Source organism: Polaromonas sp. P4_H1 (assembly GCF_056400945.1).
The window spans coordinates 239221-261501 of the sequence record NZ_JBFUKG010000003.1 but is presented as its reverse complement, the minus strand read 5'-3'; the positions used below and the strand labels follow the sequence as shown (position 1 = coordinate 261501).

Here is a 22281-nt window from a genome sequence, read left to right as displayed (position 1 = left end):
CGGCGCTGGCGACAAAATCAGCCCCATGGTTGTTGGACTTCAAGCTGTCGTTGCCCCCACGCGGGGCGTACCCGTATGAGCGCCGCTCTCCGTGGAATCTCTTCCATGGCCACCCGCCAGCTGCTGGCCGAGTTGACGGCGGCCTGGGAGCAAAGCTCGGGCTGCGCCACCAGCATCGAATCGGTCGGTGGTGTGGATGCGGTGCGCCGCGTCCAGGCCGGTGAGCCTTTCGATATCGTGGTCCTTGCATCGGACGCCATCGACAAACTCACCGCCGGCGGATTCCTGGTGGCCGGCAGCAAGGTCGACCTGGCCGACTCGGGCGTGGCCGTCTGCGTGCGCGCCGGCGCGCCGTGGCCTGACATCAGTTCCGAAGATGCGTTGCGGCGCGCCGTGCTGGCCGCGCGAAGCATAGGCTACTCCACCGGGCCCAGCGGCGTTGCGCTGATCGAGCTGTTCGAGCGCTGGGGCATGGCCGCCGATGTCCGGCAAAAGGCCGTGCAGCCGTCCGCGGGTGTGCCGGTTGGCGGGTTGGTGGCGCGAGGCGAGGTCGAGCTGGGTTTCCAGCAATTGAGCGAGTTGATGCATCTCGAGGGAATCGCCGTGGTCGGCCCGCTGCCCGACGCCGTCCAGATCACCACCACCTTCTCGGCAGGCCTGGGGCCTGCCTCCACGCAGCGCGACGCCGTGCGCCGGATGCTGGCCTTCATGGCTTCGCCGGAGGCGGCAGAGGCGAAACGCCGCCATGGCATGGCCCCGCCTGAATCCCGCTGATCCACACCCACTGAACCCCAAGGAAAAAAATGAGCCTGATCATTGACTGCCACGGCCACTACACCACGGCCCCCAAGGCGCTGGAGAACTGGCGTAACCGGCAAATCGCCGGCATCAAGGACCCGTCCCTTAGCCCCAAGGTGAGCGAGCTGAAAATCAGCGACGACGAATTGCGCGAGAGCATCGAGCAAAACCAGCTGCGTCTCATGAATGAGCGCGGCTCCGACCTCACCATCTTCAGCCCGCGCGCCAGCTTCATGGCCCACCACATCGGCGACTTCAATGTGTCGGCCACCTGGGCGGCGATTTGCAACGAGCTGTGCTTTCGCGTGAGCCAGCTCTTTCCGGACCACTTTATTCCCGCCGCCATGCTGCCCCAGTCGCCCGGCGTGGACCCTGCGACCTGCATTCCCGAGCTGGAAAAATGCGTCAGGGAATTCGGCAATGTCGGCATCAACCTGAATCCGGATCCGTCTGGCGGCCACTGGACCTCACCGCCTTTGAGTGACAGGCAGTGGTATCCCCTCTACGAAAAAATGGTGGAATACGACATCCCCGCCATGATCCATGTGTCCACCAGCTGCAACGCCTGCTTTCACACCACCGGCGCGCATTACCTGAACGCCGACACCACGGCTTTCATGCAGTGCCTCACGTCGGACCTGTTCAGGGACTTCCCCACGCTGAAGTTCCTCATTCCCCATGGCGGCGGTGCTGTGCCTTACCACTGGGGGCGTTTCCGTGGCTTGGCCCAGGAACTCAAAAAACCTTTGCTCACAGAGCATCTGCTGGGCAACATCTACTTTGACACCTGCGTGTACCACCAGCCGGGCATTGATCTGCTCAACACCGTGATTCCGGTCAGGAACGTGTTGTTTGCCAGCGAGATGATCGGCGCCGTGCGTGGCATCGACCCCGAAACCGGCCACTATTACGACGATACCAGGCGCTACATTGAAGCGTCAAAAATTCTGAGCAACGAAGACCGTCACCAGATTTACGAAGGCAACGCGCGCCGCGTGTTCACGCGTCTGGACACGGCTCTCAAACTGAAAGGCAAATGATCATGAGCATGTACCAGTTAGGCATTGTCAAGCGCAACATCGTTCGCGCCGACAAGGCTGCCGTCGAAAAGCTTTCGCGTTTTGGTGTGGCGACCCTTCACGAGGCCATGGGCCGCATCGGTTTGATGAAGCCTTACATGCGTCCTGTTTACCCAGGCGCGCGCCTTTGCGGCACGGCCGTGACGATTTTGCTGCAGCCCGGCGACAACTGGATGATGCATGTGGCGGCCGAGCAGTTGCAGCCCGGCGATGTGGCCGTGGCCGCCTGCACCACCGACAATCTCGATGGTTTTTTTGGCGATCTGCTGGCCACCTCGTTCCAGGCACGCGGTGCCAGGGGGCTGATCATTGATGGCGGTGTACGCGACATTGACGAACTCGAAAAAATGCGCTTCCCGGTATTCAGCCGCGCCATTCACGCCAAGGGCACCATCAAGGCCACGCTCGGCTCGGTCAATATTCCGGTGGTGTGCGCCGGTGCCCTGGTCAATCCGGGTGACGTGGTGATCGCCGACACCGATGGCGTGGTGGTGGTGCCTGCCGCCATGGCCCGGCAAGTGGCGGATGCGGCGGAGAAGCGCGAAAGCTTCGAAGGCGAAAAACGCGAGAAGTTCGCCGCTGGCGTGTTGGGTCTGGACATGTACAACATGCGCGAGCCGCTGGAAAAGGCCGGTCTCCGGTACATCGATTGAACACCATGACATGGCAAAAATTCTCCTGCCGCAGCGGCCTGGCCGTCGTGACGGTTGTTCACTCTCGTTCCTTGTTTACCCGGAAATCAGCATCATGAAAATTACATTTCTTCGCTCCGGCCTTATTGGCCTGATGGGCCTGCTGGCCGCTGCCACGGCTGCGCTGCCACTGCAGGTATCGGCACAAGCCTTTCCGTCCCGGCCCGTAAAAATCGTCGTCGGTTATTCCGCCGGCGGTGCGGTGGACATCGTCGCGCGCACCCTGGGCCAGAGTCTGGCCGGCAGCCTGGGCCAGCCCTTCATCGTAGACAACAAGCCGGGCGCGGGCACCAACATCGCGGTGAAGCAGGTCATCGATGCGCCGGCCGACGGCTACACCCTGATGCTGGCGGCCAATGCGCTGGCGGCCAACATGGCCTTGTACCAGCCCGCACCGTTTGACGCCGAGCGTGATCTGGTGGCGATCTCGCTGGTGGGCCGCGTGCCTGTGGTGATTGCGGCCAACACCGGCGTTGCTTATGCCTCGGTCAGCAAGCTGATCGACGCCGCCAAAGCCAAGCCGGGTTCGATTGCGTTTGCCAGCCCTGGCAACGGTTCCACACCGCACATGGCGGCGGAGCTGTTTGCGCGCGCGGCCGGCCTGCAGCTGCAGCACATTCCTTACCGGGGCGGGGCGCAGGCCATCACCGACGTGATCGGTGGCCAGGTGCCGCTGCTGGCCATGAATGCGCTGGAAGTGCGCCCGCATGTGATCAGCGGCAAGCTCAAGGTGCTGGCCGTGCTCAGTGCGAATCGTTCGTCGATTTTCCCCGACGTTCCAACAATTGCCGAGTCCGGCTTTCCCGGTTTCGAAGCCTCCGTCTGGTATGCGCTGATGGCGCCGGCTGCCACGCCCAAAGCTGTCGTGGCCCAGCTGCACGCCGAGGTGCAGAAAGCCCTCAAGACCCCCGAAGTGCAGCAGCGCATGACGGCCGTGGGTGGCGAGGTCCTTCCCGGCAGCATGGCCATGGTTGCCGGCCTGATCCACAGCGAGCGCCAGCGTTACGACAAGCTGGTGCGTGAAGCCGGCATCAAACCCGATTGAGGCCAGATGATGGTTTTTGACAAAACGCCGGGCTGGCTGGACTGGTACGCCGGCCCCAGCAAACCACACTTCCAGTTGCCGCCAGGCAGTGTGGACGCGCATTGCCATGTGTTCGGCCCGGGCAGCGAATTTCCGTTCGCAGCCGGGCGCAAGTACACGCCTTGTGATGCGGGCAGGCAGCAACTGTTTGCCCTGCGCGACCAGTTGGGCTTCGATAAAAACGTGATCGTGCAAGCCACCTGCCACGGCGCCGACAACCGTGCGCTGCTGGATGCGCTCAGGCATTCGGAGGGCCGCGCGCGCGGCGTGGTCACGGTCAAGCGCAGCATCAGCGACGAGGAGCTGCTAAACATGCACACGGCCGGCGTGCGCGGCGTGCGCTTCAATTTCGTCAAGCGCCTGGTGGACTTCACGCCCAAAGACGAGTTGATGGAGATCGCCGCGCGCATTGCGCCGCTGGGCTGGCACGTGGTGATTTATTTCGAGGCGGTGGATCTGCCCGAACTGTGGGACTTTTTTACGGCGCTGCCGACCACGGTGGTGGTGGACCACATGGGCCGGCCTGACGTGAGCCAGCCAGTCGACGGCCCGGCGTTCGGGCTGTTCATGAAGTTCATGACCGACCACCCTCATGTCTGGTCCAAGGTGAGCTGTCCGGAGCGGCTCAGCGTTGGCGGCCCGCCCGCGCTGAACGGCGAGCAGCACGCCTATAGCGACGTCGTGCCGTTCGCCCGCCGCATCGTTGAGACCTTCCCCGACCGTGTGCTCTGGGGCACCGACTGGCCGCACCCCAACCTGAAGGACCACATGCCCGACGACGGCCTGTTGGTGGATTTCATTCCCCACATTGCCCCCACGCCGGAACTGCAGAAAAAACTGCTGGTGGACAACCCGACCCGGCTGTACTGGTCCTGAGAGCGGAAGTGGGCGCGCCGCGATTGCTACGGTTTTGATAGCCGCTTGCGCCCATCGTGAAAGGGCTGGAGGCTGAAGGCTTGTAATTCCCCATGAAAAAAGCCGCAGCCCGTTAAAACGGAGTGCGGCTTTTGTTTTGGCGCGTTCGATGCGTTTTAAAGCGTGTCGATAAAGCTGCGCAGCTTGTCGCTGCGGCTCGGGTGCTTGAGCTTGCGCAGGGCCTTGGCTTCGATCTGGCGGATGCGCTCGCGCGTCACGTCAAATTGCTTGCCGACTTCTTCCAGCGTGTGGTCGGTCGACATCTCGATGCCGAAACGCATGCGCAGCACCTTGGCTTCGCGCGGTGTCAGGCTGTCGAGGATGTCTTTCACCACATCGCGCAGGCCGGCCTGCATCGCGGCTTCCAGCGGTGCGGTGTTGGCGCTGTCTTCGATGAAGTCGCCCAGGTGCGAATCGTCATCGTCACCGATCGGCGTTTCCATGGAGATCGGCTCCTTGGCGATCTTCATGATCTTGCGGATCTTGTCTTCAGGAATCTCCATCTTCGCGGCCAGGATGCTGGCGTCGGGCTCAAAGCCGAACTCTTGCAGGTGCTGGCGCGACAGGCGGTTCATCTTGTTGATGGTCTCGATCATGTGCACCGGGATGCGGATGGTGCGGGCCTGGTCCGCGATCGAGCGCGTGATGGCCTGGCGAATCCACCAGGTGGCGTAGGTCGAGAATTTGTAGCCGCGGCGGTACTCAAACTTGTCCACGGCTTTCATCAAACCGATGTTGCCCTCCTGGATCAGATCCAGGAACTGCAGGCCACGGTTGGTGTATTTTTTGGCAATCGAGATCACCAGGCGCAAATTGGCCTCGATCATCTCTTTCTTCGCATCGCGCGAGTTGGACTCGCCTTCGTTCATGCGCTTGTTGATGTCCTTGAGCTGGCCCAGGGGCACCACCACGCGGGCCTGCAATTCGGCCAGCTTGGTCTGCAGTTCCTGAATCGGCGGAATATTGCGCGCCATCACGACAGACCAAGGTTTGCCCGAGGCGACCTGTTTTTCAACCCACTTGAGGTTGAGCAGGTTGGGCGGGAAATCCTTGATAAAGGTTTCCTGCGGCATACCGCACTTCTCGACGATGATGCGGCGCAGCTCGCGCTCTTTCTTGCGTACGTCCAGCACCTGGCCGCGCAGCATGTCGCAGAGCTTTTCAATGGTCTTGGCGGTAAAACGCACGGTCATCAGCTCGTCGCTCAGGGCCTTTTGCGCCTTCACATAAGCCGGCGTGCCGTAGCCTTCCTTGTCGTAGGTCTTGTGCACCTTCTCGAACAGGCTGGCGATTTTGTCAAAGCGGCTGAGGGCTTCTTTTTTGAGCTCTTCGAGTTTCTTGGTCAGGGCCTTGGAGCCGCCCTTGCCATCGTCGTCGTCTTCTTCGTCGAACTCGTCAAAGTCCTCTTCGGCCACATAGTCGTCGGCTTCGTTGGGGTTGGAGAAACCGTCAACCACCGTCGAGATCACGATCTTGCCTTCGCGGATTTCCTCGCCCAGCCGCATGATTTCCGCGATGGTGGCAGGGCTCTCCGAGATGGCTTCCATCATGCGCATGAGGCCGCCCTCGATGCGCTTGGCAATCTCGATCTCGCCTTCACGGGTCAGCAGCTCGACCGTGCCCATTTCACGCATGTACATGCGCACAGGGTCGGTCGTGCGGCCGAATTCGCTGTCCACGGTGGACAGGGCGGCTTCGGCTTCTTCTTCGGCTTCTTCTTCCGTGGCCACGGTCGGGCCGGTGTTGTTCAGCAGCAGGGTTTCGGCGTCCGGCGCCTGCTCGTACACGGCCACGCCCATGTCATTGAGCATGTTGACGACGACTTCCAGCGTCTCGGCGTCGACCAGCTTGTCAGGCAGGTGGTCGGAAATTTCGCCGTGCGTGAGGTAGCCGCGGGTCTTGCCGAGCTTGATCAGGGTTTTCAGGCGCATGCGGCGCTTGAGCATGTCTTCTTCCGACAGCACCGTCTCGTCCAGGCCGAATTCCTTCATCAAGGCACGTTCTTTGGCCTTGCTGATTTTCATGCGCAGCGGCTTGACCTTTTCGGTGGTCTCCGCGACGGGCTCGCCGACCAGATCGTCTTCAATGTCGGACAGGTCGAGGTCTTCTCCCACCTTGGCTGCGCCCGCGTTCTTGGGCTTGCGGCCGCGCTTGGCGCCGGTGCTTGCAGGTGCGCTATCGGCTGCTGCGGGGTTTTTCGGCGGGCGACCGGGCTTTTTCTTCACGGGCACGTCGGCAACGGCTGCAACAGGCTTGGATTCGGGGCTGGACTTTGTCGGCACGGCAGGGACTTTCTTCAGGGACGTATCAGGTTTCGCGGATTTCAGGGGCGTTTTGCTCACCGGGGCATTCGGGGTACTGGCTTTAGCAGATATGGCGGGTTTTCCGGGTTTTTCAACCTTGACGCTCTGGGGGGCATGCCTTGCGGCCGGTTTGGCAGCGGGTTTCGCTGTCGTTTTGGCTGTCGGCATCACGGCAGCTTTGGACTGCGTGGTTTGCGGCTTTTTTGGCTTCTTGGACTTGCCGGACGTGGCACTAGGCATGAGACCTCCAGATGGCGGGATTGTTATGAAATATCTATCAGCTACCAGTCAACAAAAATGCGCCGCGCGCCTGACCGCAGTCAAAGCACAGGTGGCAAAAATTCAGAGTCAAAAAAAGAAGATTGAAAAACAGGCCAGCCGGGGACCGGAGCACGCGGCTGGTTGCGTTTTCAGGCAAGTTGTTTGGGCGAACATTTGGTGTGCAGTCCTTGCGGGAAGGTGGCCGTCTCGTGTCTGAGTTCCCTTGGTTGAAGGGGGCCGGTGCCGGAGGTGTTGCTGTCGCGCTTGCCGTCGAAAGTCGGATTATACCCTGATGCCTGTTTTTTGGGCAATAAAAACCTGTTTTTTCAGCTTTTTTTGAGGTTGGCTTCCAGCAGTTCCTGGTAGCGCTGTCGGGCTGCAGGATCTTTCGTGACCAGCGGCACCAGCTCGTCCATTTCGCGCTGGCGTTCGAGCCTGACAAGCTGATCCAGGATGCTTCTGACCTCATCCCAGTCGCATTCGATACCTTCCGGTATTTGCGCGATTTGCGCGATGGCGTGCTTTTCGTGGGGGTGGTCACGCAGGCCTTCGCGCAGCGCGGCCCAGGGTTGCGGGCCGTGCTCGTGAAGCTGGCTTTCCAGCCACACAAACAGCGGCCCGTGCGGCGCCGGCAACGCCAGCAGCAGGTGATGCTCTTCGGTGCTGAGCTGGTCCCAGCTCTGCGGCTCGGTCAGCAGCAGCCGCAGGACGCGGTCTTCACGGCTGGCCGGCAGGATGCGGCCCGCTACGCGGCGTGGCGCCCGGCTGGCGCCGCCCGACGACCGCCCGGCGCGCTGCGCTGACATGGCGGGCGGCGGGAAATACGGCTCGGAAGAGGCATAGTCGGCCTCCTCGCGCAGGTCCGGTACGTAGCCTGCATAGTCGGGGACGTCGTGGCTTTTGCCGGAATCCGAGGGCAAATCCGGTCTATGGTCTTTATTGGGCGGGCGCTTGCTGCTATTGTTTTTATAGCTGTTTTTGTAACCTGCGGAGGCGGGCTGCCAAAGCTGCAGCAACTCGCGGCTGTCAATCATCACCTGGTCGGCGATTTCGGCCAGCAGCTGGCGCTTCAGGGCGCCGTCGGGCAACAGGCTCCACAGCGGGCGGGCGTTGCTGGCCATGTGGGCGCGGCCTTCCGCCGTGTCCAGGTCGCAGCCGTCGGCAGCGGCTTCGAGCAGGAAGCGGCTCAGCGGGACGGCCTTGCTGACGTAAGCCGCAAAACCTTCCTTGCCGTGTTCGCGGATGTAGCTGTCCGGGTCGTGCTCGGTTGGCAGGAACAGGAATTTGACAGTGCGTACGTCAGTGGCAAAGGGCAGGGCCGCGTCCAGCGCCTTGCGCGCGGCGCGGCGACCGGCGCCGTCACCATCGAAGCTGAAGACGACCGAGTCGGTGAAGCGAAACAGCTTTTGCACATGGTCGGCGGTACAGGCCGTGCCCAGGGTGGCCACGGCATTGGCAAAACCCAGCTGGGCCAGTGCGACCACGTCCATGTAACCTTCGGTGACCAGTGCGTAACCGTGCTCGCGCAGGGCCGTGCGGGCTTCAAAGAGACCATAAAGCTCGCGCCCCTTGCTGAACACCGGGGTTTCGGGTGAGTTCAGGTATTTGGGCTTTTCGTCACCCAGCACGCGGCCGCCAAAGCCAATGCATTCGCCCTTGACGTTGCGGATGGGAAACATGACCCGGTCGCGGAAGCGGTCATAGCGCTTGGCTTCACCGCCCGCGTTTGCCTCGCCCGCCTCGCCGGTGATCACCAGGCCGCTTTCCACCAGCAGCGGGTCGTTGTAGTCGGGAAATACGCTGGCCAGGCTGCGCCAGCCCTCCGGTGCGTAACCGAGCCCAAAAGTCCTGGCGATCTCGCCCGACAGGCCGCGGCCCTTGAAGTACGCGATGGCCCGCTCGGAGCCGCGCAGGTGCTTGATGTAGGCCATGGCGGCTTTTTCCAGCACGCTGGTCAGGGTGGCCTGCTGTTCGCGCATCTGTGCCGCCTTGGCCCTGTCCTGGGGCGACACGTCATCTTCGGGCACCTGCAGGCCGTATTGCTGGGCCAGGTCCTTCACGGCTTCGATGAAGCTCATGCCGGCATGCTCCATCAGGAAGCTGATGACATTGCCGTTTTTGCCGCAGCCGAAGCAGTGGTAGAACTGCTTGGACGGGCTGACGCTGAAGGAGGGCGACTTTTCCCCGTGAAACGGGCACAGGCCCATGAAATTGGCGCCGCCCTTTTTCAGCTGGACGTGGCGACCCACAATGTCCACCACGTCAGCCCGCGCGAGCAGCTCCTGGAGGAATGATTGGGGAATGGCCATGGGACGATTGTAGGGAATGGCCCCACGCTCCGCCGCTGCGCGGGTCGCTGCCCCCCGAGGGGGCCGTCTTTTCCTTGGGGCGGCCCGGCGGAAGAGTGATCCCAGGGCCGCCCGAGGCTCAATCCCCCATCACCACGCCTTCGCGGCGCGGGTCGGCGCCGCCCAGCCACACCGGCGTGCCATGGGCCTGGCCGCCGTGTTCCGTCAGGAATTTGATGGCATTGCCACTCGCGCCGTAGCCGAAGCAGTGGTAGAACTATTTGGTCGGGCTGACTGAAAACGAAGGTGATTTTTCGCCGTGAAAGGGGCACAGCCCCATGAAATTGGCGCCGCCTTTCTTGAGCTGCACATGGCGGCCAACAATATACACGATGTCGGCGCGAGCCAACAGCTCCTGGATGAATGATGAGGGAATGGCCATGGGTCGAAAAAAGTGAACACCAATTTAAACATAGGTGTGGGGATGCGATGCACGACAGGCCGGCGGGTAAGGCCGGCCGCGCATAATGAACTCAACCACTTATTCGCCCTGCGCACTGTGGGGCATCTCATGATGACTCTTGGACCGCAGGCCGCCTATGTGCTCAGCCATCCCGGCGCCTTTGCGCTGCGGACACTCAAGGGTTTTCGTGCCAATCAGGGTCTGCTGCTGGCCGGCGCCGTGGCTTATTACGCCCTGCTGTCGATTGTTCCGCTGCTCATCCTCATGGCGATTGCGCTGTCGCATGTGATTGAGCAGTCGGCACTGCTGGAAGCGCTGGGCCGTTACATCGGCTGGATCGCGCCGGGACAGTCCGAATTCATTGTCGGCGAACTGGCCAATTTTCTGGCGCATCGCGAAGTCATGGGTTGGCTTTTGCTGGGCACCATGCTGTTTTTCAGTTCACTGGCGTTCACCGTGCTTGAAAACGCCATGTCGGTGATCTTCTTGCACCGCGTGGCCATTCGTCGGCGCCATTTTCTGGTTTCTGCCGTGCTGCCCTACTGTTACATCCTGTGCCTGGGGCTGGGCCTGCTGCTGGTGACGCTGGTCTCGGGCAGTTTGCAGGTCCTGGGTGAAAAAAGTCTGGAATTTCTGGGTTACAGCTGGTCGCTCGACGGATTCTCGGGCGTGCTGCTGTACCTGCTCGGCTTGGGCGGCGAGATACTTCTGCTGACATCGGTGTACATGGTGATGCCGGTGGGCAAGCCGTCACTGCGCCACGCGCTGATTGGCGGGGTCACGGCTGCGCTGCTTTGGGAAGTGACGCGCCATGCCTTGGTCTGGTACTTTGGCACGCTGTCGCAAGTGGGTCTGGTGTATGGCTCACTGACCACCGCCATCGTGGTTTTGCTGAGCCTGGAAATCGCCGCCACGCTGTTGTTGCTGGGCGCGCAGGTCATTTCCGAATATGAGCGCATCGGCACAGTCGGGCAAAACGCCCCGCCTGTACCGATGCGGACGGGTTAGGGCCCTAGTCCGCAAGTCGCCGCTTCAGCCGCGACCGCGACAGCCTCGCCCGCTCAATCCCCCATCACCACGCCTTCGCGGCGCGGGTCGGCGCCACCCAGCCACACCGGCGTGCCATGGGCCTGGCCGCGCGCGATGGCCTGCAGGCCGCTGGTCATGTTCATTTCGCGCACCTCGGCGCCGCGTGCCCTCAAGGCCTCAACGGTGGCGGGTGCGAAACGCTTTTCTTCCAGCAGGCTGGGGCCATTGAGCGAGCCAAAGTTGGGCAGGTCAATCGCCTGCTGCGGCAGCAGGCCCCAGTGCAGTACGCCGTACAGCGTTTTGGCCGTGTAGTGAATGATCAGCGCGCCGCCCGGGCTGCCGCCACTCATCACCAACTGGCCGGTGGCTTTGTCAAACACCAGCGTCGGTGCCATCGACGAGCGGGGGCGCTTGCCGGCCTGCACGCGGTTGGCCACCGGTTTGCCTTCGGCATCCGTCGGGGCAAAGCTGAAGTCGGTCAGTTCATTGTTCAGCAAAAAGCCACCCGCCTTGCCGGTGCCGCCATCGGTCATCAGGCGCGCGCCAAACGCGTCTTCAATCGTCGTGGTCATGGCAATCGCATTGCCATAGCCGTCAACGATGCTGATGTGCGAGGTGCCGTACTCGGGCTGATCGGGCATGGGCGCGTAGGCGGTTGTGATCGCACCCGGCACGCCCGGTTTGGCTGTCTTCATGCTCTGGCCGCCCGCTTGCTGCTGGATCAGTTTGGCGCGTTCGCTCAGGTAGGTCGGGGCCAGCAGGCTCATCCAGCTGCCGCCGGGGGGCTGCACAAAATCGGGGTCACCGAGGTACTGACCACGGTCGGCAAAGGCCAGGCGCGCGGCCTCGGTGTAAAGGTGCAACCAGTCGGCCGACGGCGTGGGCGCCACCGTGCCAGGCACACCGCCCATGCCACTGGCCAGTGGCAGCGTAGCGGCGTTGGTGTTGCCCAAAATCCCGAGAATCTGCCCCACGGCGATGGCACCGGAACTCGGTGGCGGCATGCCGCAGAGGCGATAGGTCTTGCCGGCAGCGCTGTAGTCCGAGCAGATCGGGTCGCGCTTTTTGGCCTGGTAGCCGGCCAGGTCGCTCAAGGCCAGTTTGCCGGGGTTGGTCGGGTGGCTCTGCACCTTGCTCACGATGGCCTGCGCGACCGGGCCTTGCAGCAGCGCGCTGGAGCCCTTGCCGGCGATCTGCCGCAGCACATCGGCGAATGCCGGGTTGCGCAAGGTGGAACCCACATCCACCGGGCTGCCATCAGGTTTGTAGAAGTAAGCTGCCGCAACCGGATCGTTCTTCAGGTATTTTTCATCCTTGAGCAAGGTGTTCAGGCGCGCGCTGACCTTGAAACCGCCTTCGGCCAGCTGGATGGCGGGCACAAAGAGCTGGGCCCAGGGCAGCTTGCCGTACTGCTTGTGCGCCATCTCCAGCATACGCACCGTACCGGGTGTGCCGACCGAACGGCCACCGACCACGCCCTCATAAAACTGCATCGGCTTGCCGTCGGCGCCGAGAAAGAGCTTTTCGTCCACCGCCGCAGGCGCGGTCTCGCGGCCATCAAACGCCTCGACCTTGCTGCCACTGGAGTGCAGCAAAAACGCGCCGCCGCCAATACCGCTGGACTGCGGCTCCACCAGACTCAGCACCATTTGCACCGCAATGGCCGCATCGATCGCCGAGCCGCCGGCTTTCAGGACCTGGTAACCGGCGTCGGTGGCCAGCGGGTTAGCCGCGGCCACCGCAAATTTGCTGGTGGCCCAGCCGGGTTTTTGGGTGTAACCCGATGAACCTTCAGGCTGTGCCGGGACGGTGTAGCTGAACTGGCTGGAGGGGCTGGGAGTACTGGCACAAGCCGCAAGCAGGGCGGCAAGCGCGACGGAGGTCAACAGGCGTTTCATGCATTCTCCTCTGGGTTTTTGATGAGCTGCCATGTTACGCCTGCCGGGCCGTCTGCCCGCGATGTCCGACCTCAGCGGGGCGCCAGCCGGATCGCCCCGTCGAGGCGGATCACCTCGCCGTTGAGCATGTCGTTTTCGATAATGTGCTTGGCCAGTCGGGCGTAGTCCTGAGGGGTTCCCAGGCGCGAAGGGAAGGGCACGCCGGCGGCCAGCGAGTCCTGCACCTCCTGCGGCATGCTGAACAGCATGGGCGTGCCGAAGATGCCGGGGGCAATCGTCATGTTGCGGATGCCGTTGCGTGCCAGGTCGCGGGCAATCGGCAAGGTCATGCCGACGATGCCGCCCTTGGACGCGCTGTACGCTGCCTGGCCAATCTGCCCGTCATAGGCCGCGACCGAGGCGGTGGAAATCAGCACGCCGCGCTCACCGGTCGCTTCTGGCTCGTTCTTGCACATCGCGTCGGCCGCCAGCCGGATCATGTTGAAGCTGCCGATCAGGTTGACGGTGACGGTCTTGCTGAACAGGGCCAGGCCGTGCGCGCCATTTTTGCCCACGGTTTTTTCGGCAGGCGCGATGCCGGCGCAATTGACCAGGCCCATCAGCTTGCCCATGGATACGGCCTTGGCCACCACGGCCTGGCCGTCGGCTTCCTGGCTGACGTCGCAGGGCACAAAGGCGGCTTTGCCTTCCCCGAGTTCTTTGGCAATCGCCTCGCCCTTGTCGGCCTGCATGTCGGCAATCACCACCTTGGCGCCGTTGGCGACCAGCATGCGTGCCGTTCCTTCGCCCAGACCTGACGCGCCGCCGGTGACGATAAATACTTTGCCTGCGATATCCATGGCTTGTTCCTTGAAATAAAAGAATGGAAAAAAGAGAAGGGAAAACGTTGACGTTGACGTAAACGTCAATTATGGCCCATGAAAAAAGCCCGGTCACCAAAAAGATGACCGGGCTTTGCCGGGTAACTGCGCCCTGGGGCTTGCCTAGCTTACTTGTAGCCTACGCGATCAAGCATCTGCTGCACCTTCAGCTGGTTGCCGCCCACGGCGCTGATGGGAATGGTTTCCGACTTGAAGTTGCCGCCCGTCATGGCTTGCAGCGCCGGGTTGCTGACTTTCACGCTGGCCACGGCGGGCCATTCGTTGTTGCCGTTGGCAAAGTAGTTTTGCGCATCGGCGCTGGCCATGTATTCCATGAACTTGATGGCGTTGGCAGTGTTCTTTGCATTTTTGGCAACGGCTGCGCCCGCAATGTTCACGTGCGTGCCCCAGCTGTCCTGGTTGGGAAACACCACGCCGACGCGGTCGGCCACCACTTTGTCTTCAGGTGCGCTGGAGCGCATGATGCGCGCCAGGTAATAGGTGTTGGTCAGCGCAATGCCGCACTCGCCGCTGGCCACCGCCTTGATCTGGTCGCTGTCGCCGCCCTTGGGGTCGCGTGCCATGTTGGCCACCAGGCCCTTGAGCCAGGCCTCCGCTTTGGCCTCGCCCAGGTGCTCGGTCACGGCGCCAAACAGCGAGAGGTTGTAGGGGTGTGAACCCGAGCGGGTGCACAGCAGGCCCTTGTTTTTCGGGTCGGCCAGCTCTTCGTAGGTGTCCACGTCTGCTTTCTTGACCTTCAGCTTGTCATACACCACCACGCGCGCGCGGGTGGAGAAACCGAACCAGGTCGTGCCTTCGGCCGTTTCCTTGGCGCGCAGCTTGGCCGGAATGGCGGCTTCCAGCGCGGGGGACTTGATGGGCTTGAACAGGCCGTCCACGTCGCCTTTCCAGAGGCGGGCAGCGTCAACCAGCAAAATCACGTCGGCGGGGGAGGCCGTGCCTTCAGCCTTCAGGCGCGCCAGAATGCCCGCATCATCGGCATCCACACGGTTGACCTTGATACCGGTGGCCTTGGTGAAGTTGGTGTACAGCGCTTCATCGGTCTGGTAGTGGCGTGCAGAATACAGATTGACGACCTGTTCCTGGGCACTGGTCTGGGCATTGACACTGGCTGCGGCGCCAAAGAAGGCTGCGGCGGCCAGCGCAAGGCAGGCCAGTGAAGGAGCTTTTTTGAGCATGTTGGGAAAATCCTGAAAGGTTGGAACGGAGTGAGTGTAATACAAACGCGAATTATTCTCAATTGCCTTGGCTTCGGACGCAAGGCTCGCGGCAGCGCTGCTTCAGGTCCACGGGGGTGGAGGAGTGGGCCTGGCTGGCGCATGGCGCTGGCTTGGGGCATGGTGCTGCTGGCCGGTTGTGCAGCGCCACCCGGACCGCCGGGCCGGGCGCCCGCGCCACCCGCACCAGCGGCTGAGGTCGTGACCAAAAAGCCCCTGAAAATCGGCCTGGCGCTGGGCGGAGGCGCGGCGCGGGGATTTGCCCATGTGGGGGTGATTGCGGTGCTTGAAGAAGCCGGGCTCAAGCCCCACTACGTGGTCGGCACCTCGGCCGGCAGCCTGGTGGCTGCGCTTTATGCCAGCGGCAAAACCAGTGCCCAGTTGCAACAGACCGCCTTGAACATGCAGGAGGTCGCCATCACCGACTGGATGCTGCCGATTGTGGGGCGGGGCATGTTTCGCGGCGAGGCCCTGGCGCGCCATGTCAATGAGTTGCTGGCGGGCCGTCTGATTGAAGACATGCCCGTTCCGCTGGGTATTGTGGCCACCGACCTGAACAGCGGTCAGGCCGTGCTGTTCCAGCGCGGAGACACCGGCACGGCGGTACGGGCATCGAGCGCTGTCCCGGCGGTCTTTGTGCCCGTCAGGATCAATGGCCGTGAATATGTTGATGGCGGCCTGGTGTCGCCGGTGCCGGTGCGTTTTGCCCGGCAGATGGGTGCCGACGTGGTGATTGCGGTTGATATTTCCAGCCCGCCGGAGGCCAACCCGGCCGGCGATACGCTGCAGATCCTGCTGCAGACCTTTGCCATCATGGGTAAAAGCATCAACCACTACGAACTGAAGGACGCTGATGTGGTGGTGCGGCCTTCGCTGGCCGGCCTGAAGAGCGCCGACTTTTCAGCCCGGCAACGCGCCATCGATTCGGGCCGGGCCGCCATGCTCGCGGCGCTGCCTGCGCTGCGGGCCAAGCTGGAGGCCGGGGTGGTGCCGGCGCATTGAGGAAGGCTGCTTATTGAGCTTATTGAGCTTGTCGCGAGTGGCCGGGTGACCCTTGCGGCCGCAGGAGGCGGTTGCAGGAGGCGGTTACGGGAGACAGTTTCAAGCCCGTTGGAACAAAAAAAAAGCCCCGTCTTTCGACAGGGCTTCAAGGGGTCCGTGAACTGAATTTCTGAAAGGACCCGAGGAGACAACTGGTTGGAAGTGCTGCTTGGTCAAAAGGCCAAACAGGTTTTCGGTAGCAGGCTCCGTGAGAGTGGGCGTTTGCGCTGCGAAGTGTTTAGCCCCGCAGCGCAACATGCGCCGGTCTCGACGAATTAACGCTTTTTGGAGACAGTCTTGGAAGCGTTCACGGCAGAGGTAGCCACCGTGTTGAAGTTGGCTTCAGCGATGTCGCTGGCTTGTTTGACGGCTTTTTGCACGGACTCAAACGCGTTGTTGGCAGCAGCCACGGCGCTTTTCATCACGGCCACAGCGGTCTCGGAGCCAGCAGGTGCGTTCTTGGCGGCGTTGTCAACGATGCCAACAAATTTCTTCTGTGCGTCGGCAGCCTGGCCTTCAAAAGTCTTGCTCAGTTCAGCGCCAGCGGCAGAAGCGATGTCATAGAGGTGGCGGCTGTAAGCGGCGGTTTTCTCGGCCAGGGGCTGAACCAGGCCAGCTTGCAGGGCCAGCAGTTCCTGTGCGTCTTTGGCACCGAGGACGGCTTGCGTGTGGTTGGCGGTTTCAGCCAGGGCAGCCTTGGTGGCTTGCACGTTCAGTTCGACCAGTTTCTCAACGCCTTCGAAGGCTTTGTGGGTCAGACCAAACAGGGTTTCGATGTTTGCTTTGTGGGATGCCAGGATCTGTTCAGCGGTCAACATAAATTAATCTCCAATAAGGTTGATGAGGGACGGTAGTTGCTTTGCGCTGAATTGCTGCACTGCAACATAGGCTCAATTATAGGGAGCGGCCGCACGATGGCAAGCATTTTTTGCTGCAGTGCACCATTTTTTTAGGGGCAATGCCCTAGTTTGGGCTTTTCCCATATCCATGGGTCTCATGCTCCGTGGGCCTCATGCCGGGGGCCTTTCACGCGCTCGCGCGCTTCAGGCCACAATGGCAACTCGGCGCTGTGCGCTCGACGACGCAGCAACGGTTTTTTTTGCGCTCCTCTCTGGCCTACTCCCATCTTGCAAGCTTTCTACGCCGACAACTTCGTGCTGCCGCTGCCGCCCGGGCATCGGTTTCCCATGGGCAAATACAAGTTGTTGCGGGACCGTCTCATCCATGAGTTGCCCCGTGTGCAAATGATGCAGGCGCCGGCCGCCAGCGACGGCGAACTCGCCCTGGTGCATACGCCTGCCTACATAGAGGCCATCACCCATGGCACCTTGCCGTCGCCAGCCCAGCGCGAGATCGGATTTCCGTGGAGCCCCGGGATGGCCGAACGGGCACGCCGCTCGGCCGGAGCCACGGTGGCTGCGGCGCGGGTTGCGCTGGGGCTGGGCGCAGATACCCAGCGGCAGGGCATTGCCGCCAATATGGCAGGCGGCACGCACCATGCCTATGCGCACAAGGGCAGTGGTTTTTGCGTGTTCAATGACTCGGCGGTGACGGCCCGGCTGATGCAGGCAGAGTGGGGCCGCCGGAATCGCTCTGAGCGCAAGCCCTTGCGGGTGGCCGTGATTGATCTGGACGTGCACCAGGGCAACGGTACCGCCCACATCTTTGCCAACGATCCCAGTGTTTTCACGCTGTCATTGCACGGCCAGAAGAATTTTCCGTTCCGCAAGGAGGCGAGCGACCTGGATGTGGAGCTGCCCGATGGTTGCACTGACGCGCCGTATCTGCATGCGCTCGAGCATGCGCTCGACGAACTCGATCGGCGCTTTGAGCCCGGCCTCGTGGTGTTTCTGGCCGGTGCCGATCCATTTGAGGGTGACCGGCTGGGGCGTCTGGCGCTGAGCTTTGATGGGCTGGAAGCCCGCGACCGCCGCGTCTTTGACTGGGCCTGGCAGCGCCGCATTCCCCTGACCTTTTCAATGGCAGGCGGCTATGGCGTGAACATTGATGAAACCGTGCAGGTGCAGATGAACACCTACCGCGTGGCGCTCGAGTACTGGGCCAAATGGAATCCCTGATCAATCCCCTGAAAGGTCAACCGGGGCGGCAATATCAAGTGAGGTCTTCACCAGCAGGGGCCGCGGAACCGGCTCAGCCGGGCCGCAGGCGCAGCGCCCCCTCGGGGGGCAGCGAACCACACGAAGTGGGGAGCGTGGGGGCTGGCAAAATAACCCTCATGACGTCCCCGATGCGCCCCCAGGCAGAACTCCGCAGTGCATACAAAGCTTTTCGCGACATCGGCACGCGCTGGTCGGACAACGATCTGTATGGCCATGTCAACAACGTCATTTACTACAGCTGGTTTGACACGGCCGTCAACGGCTTGCTGATTGAACGCGGCGCCCTGGACATCCATGCGGGCAGCGTGATTGGCCTGGTGGTTGAGACCCAGTGCAATTACTTCGCCCCTCTCGCGTTTCCCGAGCCGGTGGTGGCGGGCATTCGGGTGGCCCACCTGGGCGCGTCCAGTGTGCGCTACGAAGTGGCGCTGTTCCCGCAGGATGATGCGCAGGCCTGTGCGGCCAAAGGCCATTTCATCCATGTGTATGTCGACCGTGCCACGCGCCGCCCGGTACCCTTGCCCCCTCAATTACTCTGCGTACTGGAGACCCTCAAGTGAAGCAAGCTGTTTTTCCTTCCCCTCCTGTTGTGGCCGGCGACTTTGCCGCAATCGACGCCTCCGGTAGCGTGTTTGCCCATCCCGTCAACGCGGTGGACCACGCCATCGAAAGCCGCCAGTCGATGCGCGACTTCCTGCCGACGCCGGTGCCCCGCGCCACCATCGAGCACCTGCTGGAGATCGCCAGCCGCGCGCCCTCGGGCACCAATACCCAGCCGTGGAAAGTCTATGTGCTGCAGGGCGCCGCCCGCAACACGCTGGTGGACAAGGTCTGCCGCGCCCATGATGCCCTGCGGGCCAATCCTGAACTGGCCGCCGAGTACAAGGAGGAATACGACTATTACCCCGAAAAATGGGTGTCGCCCTACATCGACCGGCGCCGTGAAAACGGCTGGGGCCTGTACGGGCTGCTGGGCATCACCAAAGGCGACAAGGACAGGATGCATGCGCAGCACCAGCGCAACTTCCGGTTTTTTGATGCACCGGTGGGCCTGATGTTCACGCTGGACCGCGTGATGGGGCGCGGCTCGCTGCTGGACTATGGCGCCTTCCTGCAAAGCCTCATGGTGGCCGCGCGCGGCCATGGCCTGCACACCTGCCCGCAGGCGGCGTGGAACGGCTTTGCCAAAATCATCCTGCCGCACATCGGCGCGGGGGCTGACGAGATGCTGGTCTGCGGTATGTCGCTGGGTTATGCGGACGAGGCGGCGCTGGTCAATACCTTCCGCACGCCGCGGGTAGCGGCTTCTGAATTCACGACCTGGCTTGATTAGTGGCCCCCACGCTTGTCGCTTCGCGTACTGCGCTGCCCCCCGAGGGGGCCGCTGCGCCTGCGGCCCGGCAAAGCCGGTTCCGCGGCCCCGGCTTGATCTGGATTGAAGCCCACGCTTGCTCACGGCGTGTAGCTATCGAGGCCTTGCAGGCCGCGGCTTGCGAGACGCTTCGCCTCCTATGTGCTCCAGAGAAGTGATCGCGTGACGGTTTCCGTGGTCCAGCTGCTGGGCGGGCTGTCGTACGCGACCACGCTGTTCCTGATGGCGGCGGGCCTGACGTTGATTTTCGGCGTCACGCGCATCGTCAATTTTGCGCATGGCAGTTTCTTCATGCTGGGTGCGCTGTTCACGGCGCACTGGGTCACCGAGTGGTTTCCCGCCTGGGGAGACAGTGCGCCGCTTTATCTGCTGGCCATTCTTTTGGGCGCCGCCTGCGCCGGACTGGTAGGCGCTCTGGCCGATTTCCTTCTTCTGCGGCGGATGAGCGGGGCACCGGAGTTGTACCAGCTGGTTGCCACGTTCGGCCTGACGCTGGCGCTGCATGACGCCATGCAGTGGGGCTTTGGCCCCGACGAGGTGTTTGCGCCGCGCTTTCCGGGGCTGAAAGGCTCACTGCAGATCGGCGAAGAGTTCTTTCCGGTGTACCAGCTCGTGATGATTGCGTTGGGCCCCCTGGTGTGGCTGGGCCTGCACCTGCTGCTGCGTCACTCGCTGTTTGGCCGGCGCCTGCGCGCCGCCACGCAAGACCGCGCCATGCTGGCGGCGCTCGGTGTCAATCCCAAACCGCTGATGCTGGGTGCGGTGGTCCTCGGCTGCACGCTGGCGGGTCTGGGCGGGGCCTTGCAGTTGCCCCGTGAACCGGCGCACCTGCAAATGGACATGAACGTGATTGTGGAGACCTTTGTCGTGGTCGTCACGGGCGGCCTGGGCAGCATAGGGGGTGCGTTTGTGGCGGCCTTGCTGATCGGCCTCGTGCATGCCCTGGGCATCGCCGTGCTTCCGCAGGCCACGCTGGTCATCGTCTTTTTGACCATGGCGGCGGTGCTGGTGCTCCGGCCCCAGGGGCTCAATGGTCTGTCGGTGGCTTCGCTGGAGGGCGTGCGCGAGCCGGCGCAGCGGTTTCGCGGCCTGGGTCTGGGGCGCTTCTGGACCGGCGCCATTGTCGCGGTGGTGGCGCTGCTGTCGGGCCTGGCCTGGCTGGGTGGGCCTTACTGGCAAACGCTGGCCGCCGATGCCTTGATCCTCACGATTTTTGGCATCAGTTTGCAGTCGATGATGGCGCTTGGCGGCCTGGTCAGCTTTGGCCATGCCGCTTTTTTTGCACTGGGCGGCTATGGTGCGGCCCTGTCGCACAGCCTGTGGGGTGCATCGCTGCCGGTTGCCCTGGCGACGGGTTGCGTTGCGGCCCTGGTGGTCGCCGCCGTGTTTGGCGCTGCGGTGGTGCGCAGCGCCGGGGTGTACCTGGCCATGCTGTCGCTGGCGCTGGCACAGGTGATCTGGGCCGGGGCCACCCAGTGGGTCAGCCTCACCGGAGGCGACAACGGCCTGATCGGGCTGGCCCTGGTGGAAGAGGAGGGCCGGCCGCTGTTTTTCGCGCTGCTGGTGGTGCTGGCGCTGGCTTGCGTGTTGGCGCTGCGCCTGCTGAGCCGGTCGGTCATGGGGGCGGCGCTGCAAGCTGTGCGCGACGCGCCCGCGCGGGCGGCCGCTTCCGGCTTGCCCGTGGGCTGGCTCAAGTACCGCGTCTTTCTGGAGAGTGCGGTGCTGGCAGGCCTTGCCGGCGGCCTGTTTGCCGCGCACAAGGGCGCGGTGTTTCCCTCCATCGCCGCGGTGGCTACCTCGGTGGATGCCTTGCTGGTGGTTTTGCTCGGCGGCGTTCACCAGCTTTGGGGCGCCGTGGTGGGCAGCGCCGTGCTGAGCTACGCCAGCGCCGAACTGGGCCGTGAAGTGACGTACTGGCGCGGGTTGTTGGGTGTCTTCATCATGCTGGTGATGGTGGCCTCACCGTCGGGTTTGCTGGGTCTGCTGGGCAGCCGTACCCGCCCCCGCCCCGCCGACCGTGCAACAGGGAGGGCGGGCTGATGCTGCAGGTTCAGCAACTGGTCAAGCACTTTGACGGTATCCGGGCGGTCGATGGCGTGAGCTTTCAGGTCTCGGCAGGCGAGTGCGTGGCGCTGATCGGGCCCAACGGGGCCGGCAAGTCGACCTGCTTTGCCTGCATTGCAGGCCAATATCCGCTCACCGGCGGCCACATCATGTGGAACGGCCAGGCGCTGGATCGGCTGGCGCCTGCTGCCCGTCTGGCGCGCGGCGTGGCACGCACCTTTCAGGTCGCGCAGGTTTTCGAAGCCCTCACGGCGCTGCAAAATGTGCAGCTGGCGGCGCAGGCGGGTCAAGCGGGTCAAGTGGGTCAAGTGGGTAAAGGGGGGCACGCGATTTCCGCGTTCAAGCGCCTGGATGGGCAGTCCCGCGAGGCGTCGCAGGCGCTGCTGGCGCAGACCGGCCTAGGGGCGCTGGCCGATGCGCCGGTGCTGAGCCTGCCTTATGGCGCCAAAAAGCGGCTGGAACTGGCTGTGGCGCTGGCTGCACGCCCACGGCTGCTGCTGCTTGACGAACCTGCCGCCGGCCTGGCCGAGGAAGAGCGGGCGGGCCTGATGCATCTGGTCAAAAGTCTGGCGGCTCAAGCCGGGCAGGGGATGGCCGTGCTCTACACGGAGCACAACATGGATGCGGTGGCAGGTGTGGCCGACCGGGTGCTGGTGCTGATAGAGGGGCGGCTGGCGGCGCAGGGTTCATTTGAGGAGATCTCCCGCGACAGCACGGTGCGCAGGCGCTATCTGGGTGAGGGTGCTGCTCATGCCTGAGGTGCGCACGGATGTTCC

General features: G+C 63.0%; 19 protein-coding genes and 1 pseudogene. 13 read left to right on the top strand and 7 right to left on the bottom strand.

Going from position 1 to position 22281, the window contains the following annotated elements; all coding sequences use genetic code 11:
* Window positions 1–105 precede the first annotated feature (105 nt).
* From AC1DS5_RS06685 to AC1DS5_RS06665, 5 genes are all read left to right on the top strand, one after another.
* Window positions 106–774 (top strand): substrate-binding domain-containing protein, encoded by a 669-nt coding sequence (locus AC1DS5_RS06685; RefSeq protein WP_477717462.1) that lies wholly within the window; start codon window positions 106–108, stop codon window positions 772–774.
* Window positions 775–809: 35 nt separating this feature from the next.
* The gene (locus AC1DS5_RS06680; RefSeq protein WP_477717529.1) at window positions 810–1838 is read left to right on the top strand and encodes an amidohydrolase family protein; all 1029 of its coding nucleotides are present in this window, start codon (window positions 810–812) and stop codon (window positions 1836–1838) included.
* 8 nt (window positions 1839–1846) lie between these two features.
* Window positions 1847–2530: a 4-carboxy-4-hydroxy-2-oxoadipate aldolase/oxaloacetate decarboxylase gene (gene ligK, locus AC1DS5_RS06675; RefSeq protein WP_477717461.1), complete on the top strand. Its 684-nt coding sequence runs from the start codon at window positions 1847–1849 to the stop codon at window positions 2528–2530.
* 94 nt (window positions 2531–2624) lie between these two features.
* On the top strand, window positions 2625–3614 hold the full coding sequence (locus AC1DS5_RS06670) for a tripartite tricarboxylate transporter substrate binding protein (protein ID WP_477717460.1): 990 nt from the start codon (window positions 2625–2627) through the stop codon (window positions 3612–3614).
* Between the two features lie 6 nt (window positions 3615–3620).
* Window positions 3621–4529: an amidohydrolase family protein gene (locus AC1DS5_RS06665; RefSeq protein ID WP_477717459.1), complete on the top strand. Its 909-nt coding sequence runs from the start codon at window positions 3621–3623 to the stop codon at window positions 4527–4529.
* 155 nt (window positions 4530–4684) lie between these two features.
* Here AC1DS5_RS06665 and rpoD read toward each other — a convergent pair whose 3' ends face one another.
* A complete protein-coding gene (gene rpoD, locus AC1DS5_RS06660) occupies window positions 4685–6850 on the bottom strand; it encodes an RNA polymerase sigma factor RpoD (protein WP_477717458.1) in 2166 nt (721 codons plus the stop codon).
* On the opposite strand from rpoD, the gene AC1DS5_RS06655 reads away from it, so the two are divergent.
* A complete protein-coding gene (locus tag AC1DS5_RS06655; RefSeq protein WP_477717457.1) occupies window positions 6822–7349 on the top strand; it encodes a hypothetical protein in 528 nt (175 codons plus the stop codon). The two genes, rpoD and AC1DS5_RS06655, sit on opposite strands and share 29 nt — an antisense overlap.
* 109 nt (window positions 7350–7458) lie before the next feature.
* Here the strand turns inward: AC1DS5_RS06655 and dnaG are convergent, their stop codons facing one another.
* Window positions 7459–9441, bottom strand: a complete 1983-nt coding sequence (dnaG, locus tag AC1DS5_RS06650) for a DNA primase (RefSeq protein ID WP_477717456.1) — start codon at window positions 9439–9441, stop codon at window positions 7459–7461.
* A 190-nt stretch (window positions 9442–9631) separates the two neighbouring features.
* Window positions 9632–9862: pseudogene (locus tag AC1DS5_RS06645) on the bottom strand (CHC2 zinc finger domain-containing protein); the annotation flags it as partial.
* A gap of 129 nt (window positions 9863–9991) precedes the next feature.
* On the opposite strand from AC1DS5_RS06645, the gene AC1DS5_RS06640 reads away from it, so the two are divergent.
* Window positions 9992–10891 carry a YihY/virulence factor BrkB family protein gene (locus AC1DS5_RS06640; protein WP_477717455.1) on the top strand — a complete coding sequence of 300 codons (900 nt, stop codon included), beginning with the start codon at window positions 9992–9994 and terminating at the stop codon, window positions 10889–10891.
* A gap of 53 nt (window positions 10892–10944) precedes the next feature.
* Here AC1DS5_RS06640 and AC1DS5_RS06635 read toward each other — a convergent pair whose 3' ends face one another.
* From AC1DS5_RS06635 to AC1DS5_RS06625, 3 genes are all read right to left on the bottom strand, one after another.
* Window positions 10945–12810: a gamma-glutamyltransferase family protein gene (locus AC1DS5_RS06635; protein WP_477717454.1), complete on the bottom strand. Its 1866-nt coding sequence runs from the start codon at window positions 12808–12810 to the stop codon at window positions 10945–10947.
* 71 nt (window positions 12811–12881) lie between these two features.
* A complete protein-coding gene (locus AC1DS5_RS06630) occupies window positions 12882–13649 on the bottom strand; it encodes a 3-hydroxyacyl-CoA dehydrogenase (RefSeq protein WP_477717453.1) in 768 nt (255 codons plus the stop codon).
* A gap of 149 nt (window positions 13650–13798) precedes the next feature.
* Window positions 13799–14869, bottom strand: coding sequence for an extracellular solute-binding protein (locus AC1DS5_RS06625; protein ID WP_477717452.1), 1071 nt, complete (start codon window positions 14867–14869; stop codon window positions 13799–13801).
* Between the two features lie 141 nt (window positions 14870–15010).
* Between AC1DS5_RS06625 and AC1DS5_RS06620 the strand changes: the two genes are divergently transcribed.
* Window positions 15011–15910, top strand: a complete 900-nt coding sequence (locus AC1DS5_RS06620) for a patatin-like phospholipase family protein (RefSeq protein ID WP_477717451.1) — start codon at window positions 15011–15013, stop codon at window positions 15908–15910.
* A 314-nt stretch (window positions 15911–16224) separates the two neighbouring features.
* Here the strand turns inward: AC1DS5_RS06620 and AC1DS5_RS06615 are convergent, their stop codons facing one another.
* Window positions 16225–16767, bottom strand: a complete 543-nt coding sequence (locus AC1DS5_RS06615) for a phasin family protein (RefSeq protein ID WP_477717450.1) — start codon at window positions 16765–16767, stop codon at window positions 16225–16227.
* A 309-nt stretch (window positions 16768–17076) separates the two neighbouring features.
* Here AC1DS5_RS06615 and AC1DS5_RS06610 point away from each other — a divergent pair, with 309 nt between their 5' ends.
* From AC1DS5_RS06610 to AC1DS5_RS06590, 5 genes are all read left to right on the top strand, one after another.
* Window positions 17077–18027 carry a histone deacetylase family protein gene (locus AC1DS5_RS06610; protein WP_477717449.1) on the top strand — a complete coding sequence of 317 codons (951 nt, stop codon included), beginning with the start codon at window positions 17077–17079 and terminating at the stop codon, window positions 18025–18027.
* A gap of 158 nt (window positions 18028–18185) precedes the next feature.
* On the top strand, window positions 18186–18629 hold the full coding sequence (locus tag AC1DS5_RS06605; protein WP_477717448.1) for an acyl-CoA thioesterase: 444 nt from the start codon (window positions 18186–18188) through the stop codon (window positions 18627–18629).
* 50 nt (window positions 18630–18679) lie between these two features.
* Window positions 18680–19402 carry a nitroreductase gene (locus AC1DS5_RS06600; protein WP_477717528.1) on the top strand — a complete coding sequence of 241 codons (723 nt, stop codon included), beginning with the start codon at window positions 18680–18682 and terminating at the stop codon, window positions 19400–19402.
* Window positions 19403–19603: 201 nt separating this feature from the next.
* On the top strand, window positions 19604–21481 hold the full coding sequence (locus AC1DS5_RS06595) for an ABC transporter permease (RefSeq protein WP_477717447.1): 1878 nt from the start codon (window positions 19604–19606) through the stop codon (window positions 21479–21481).
* A complete protein-coding gene (locus AC1DS5_RS06590; RefSeq protein WP_477717446.1) occupies window positions 21481–22263 on the top strand; it encodes an ABC transporter ATP-binding protein in 783 nt (260 codons plus the stop codon). Before AC1DS5_RS06595 ends, AC1DS5_RS06590 begins: the two co-directional genes overlap by 1 nt.
* The last annotated feature ends 18 nt before the right edge of the window (window positions 22264–22281 follow it).